This window comes from Sphingobium sp. Ant17, from assembly GCF_000588875.1.
Taxonomy (GTDB): Bacteria; Pseudomonadota; Alphaproteobacteria; order Sphingomonadales; family Sphingomonadaceae; genus Sphingobium.
The window spans coordinates 1-2,500 of sequence record NZ_JEMV01000055.1 but is presented as its reverse complement, the minus strand read 5'-3'; the positions used below and the strand labels follow the sequence as shown (position 1 = coordinate 2,500).

The 2,500-nt window shown below is 52.5% G+C and carries 1 rRNA gene (cut by a window edge); it reads left to right on the top strand.

The annotated features are described in order from the left end of the window. A 23S ribosomal RNA gene (locus BF95_RS19070) occupies nucleotides 1-2,342 on the top strand (it extends 455 nt beyond the left edge of the window). Nucleotides 2,343-2,500: the final 158 nt, after the last annotated feature.

Here is a 2,500-nt window from a genome sequence, read left to right as displayed (position 1 = left end):
AGCCTAAATACTCGTACATGACCGATAGTGAACCAGTACCGTGAGGGAAAGGTGAAAAGCACCCCGATGAGGGGAGTGAAACAGTACCTGAAACCGGATGCCTACAAGCAGTGGGAGGATCCTTGAGATCTGACCGCGTACCTCTTGCATAATGGGTCTGTGACTTAGTGTATCAAGCAAGCTTAAGCCGTTAGGTGTAGGCGCAGCGAAAGCGAGTCTGAATAGGGCGAYAGAGTTTGATGCATTAGACCCGAAACCCGGCGATCTATGCATGACCAGGTTGAAGGTGCGGTAACACGCACTGGAGGACCGAACCGTTCAATGTTGAAAAATTGTCGGATGAGTTGTGCTTAGGGGTGAAAGGCCAATCAAGCCGGGAAATAGCTGGTTCTCCGCGAAATCTATTGAGGTAGAGCGTCGGATGATTGCCGTTGGGGGTAGAGCACTGGATGGTTGCGGGGGTCGCGAGATCTACCAACACTAACCAAACTCCGAATACCAACGAGTCTAGTCCGGCAGACAGACGGCGGGTGCTAAGGTCCGTCGTCAAAAGGGAAACAGCCCTAACCTACAGCTAAGGTCCCCAAGTCATCACTAAGTGGGAAAGCATGTGGGATTTCCAAAACAACCAGGAGGTTGGCTTAGAAGCAGCCATCCTTTAAAGAAAGCGTAACAGCTCACTGGTCTAAATAAGAGATCCTGCGGCGAAGATGTAACGGGGCTAAAGTGATGCACCGAAGCTTAGGGTGTGATCGTTTACGATCACGCGGTAGCGGAGCGTTCCGTAGGCCGTTGAAGCGATCTGGTAATGGGTCGTGGAGGTATCGGAAGTGCGAATGCAGACATGAGTAGCGATTAACAGTGTGAGATGCACTGTCGCCGAAATTCCAAGGGTTCCTGCTTAAAGCTAATCTGAGCAGGGTAAGCCGGCCCCTAAGACGAGCCCGAAGGGGGTAGTCGATGGGAACCACGTTAATATTCGTGGGCCTGGAGGTGTGTGACGGATGGTGTAAATGGTCTGGGCTTATTGGATTGCTCCAGGCTGTGAAATCGTCCCAGGAAATAGCCCCTCCGTATAGACCGTACCCTAAACCGACACAGGTGGAATGGTAGAGTATACCAAGGCGTTTGAGAGAAGTATCCTGAAGGAACTCGGCAAATTGCCTCCGTACCTTCGGAAGAAGGAGGCCCCATATAAGCGCAAGCTCTTATGGGGGGCACAGGCCAGGGGGTAGCGACTGTTTAGCAAAAACACAGGGCTCTGCTAAGTCGGCTTCAAGACGACGTATAGGGCCTGACGCCTGCCCGGTGCCTGAAGGTTAAGAGGAGGTGTGCAAGCACTGAATTGAAGCCCAGGTAAACGGCGGCCGTAACTATAACGGTCCTAAGGTAGCGAAATTCCTTGTCGGGTAAGTTCCGACCTGCACGAATGGCGTAACGACTTCCCCACTGTCTCCAGGATATGCTCAGCGAAATTGAATTCTCCGTGAAGATGCGGAGTACCCGCGGTTAGACGGAAAGACCCCGTGCACCTTTACTGCAACTTCAGAGTGGCATTAGGAAAGAGCTGTGTAGCATAGGTGGGAGGCTTTGAAGCATCGACGCCAGTTGATGTGGAGCCATAGGTGAAATACCACCCTGCTGTTTTCTGATGTCTAACCTCGTACCGTTATCCGGTACAGGGACCCTCTGTGGTGGGTAGTTTGACTGGGGCGGTCGCCTCCTAAAGAGTAACGGAGGCGCGCGATGGTGGGCTCAGGACGGTTGGAAACCGTCTGTTAGAGTGCAATGGCATAAGCCCGCCTGACTGCGAGACTGACAAGTCGAGCAGAGACGAAAGTCGGTCATAGTGATCCGGTGGTCCCTCGTGGAAGGGCCATCGCTCAACGGATAAAAGGTACGCCGGGGATAACAGGCTGATGATTCCCAAGAGCTCATATCGACGGAATCGTTTGGCACCTCGATGTCGGCTCATCACATCCTGGGGCTGGAGCAGGTCCCAAGGGTTTGGCTGTTCGCCAATTAAAGTGGTACGTGAGCTGGGTTCAGAACGTCGCGAGACAGTTTGGTCCCTATCTGCCGTGGGCGTCGAAATTTGAGAGGAGTTGACCCTAGTACGAGAGGACCGGGTTGAACATACCTCTGGTGTACCAGTCGTTCCGCCAGGAGCGCAGCTGGGTAGCTATGTATGGACGGGATAACCGCTGAAAGCATCTAAGCGGGAAGCCTCCCTCAAGATAAGATTTCATCGAGCCGTCGTAGACCACGACGTTGATAGGCTGGATGTGGAAGTGGAGTAATCCATGAAGCTAACCAGTCCTAATTGCTCTGTTCGCGCTTAAACGGTTCAGCAATGAACCGCAGAGTCCCACCATCAATGACAGCACTGGCAACAGTTGTTCGAATAAGATGGCGTRGTTCTTAGGCCAGCCAGAATATCAAAWCTAAATATGTGCACGGTATCGATTATAAACCCCTGATTTTTGCGCCAGCTCATTGC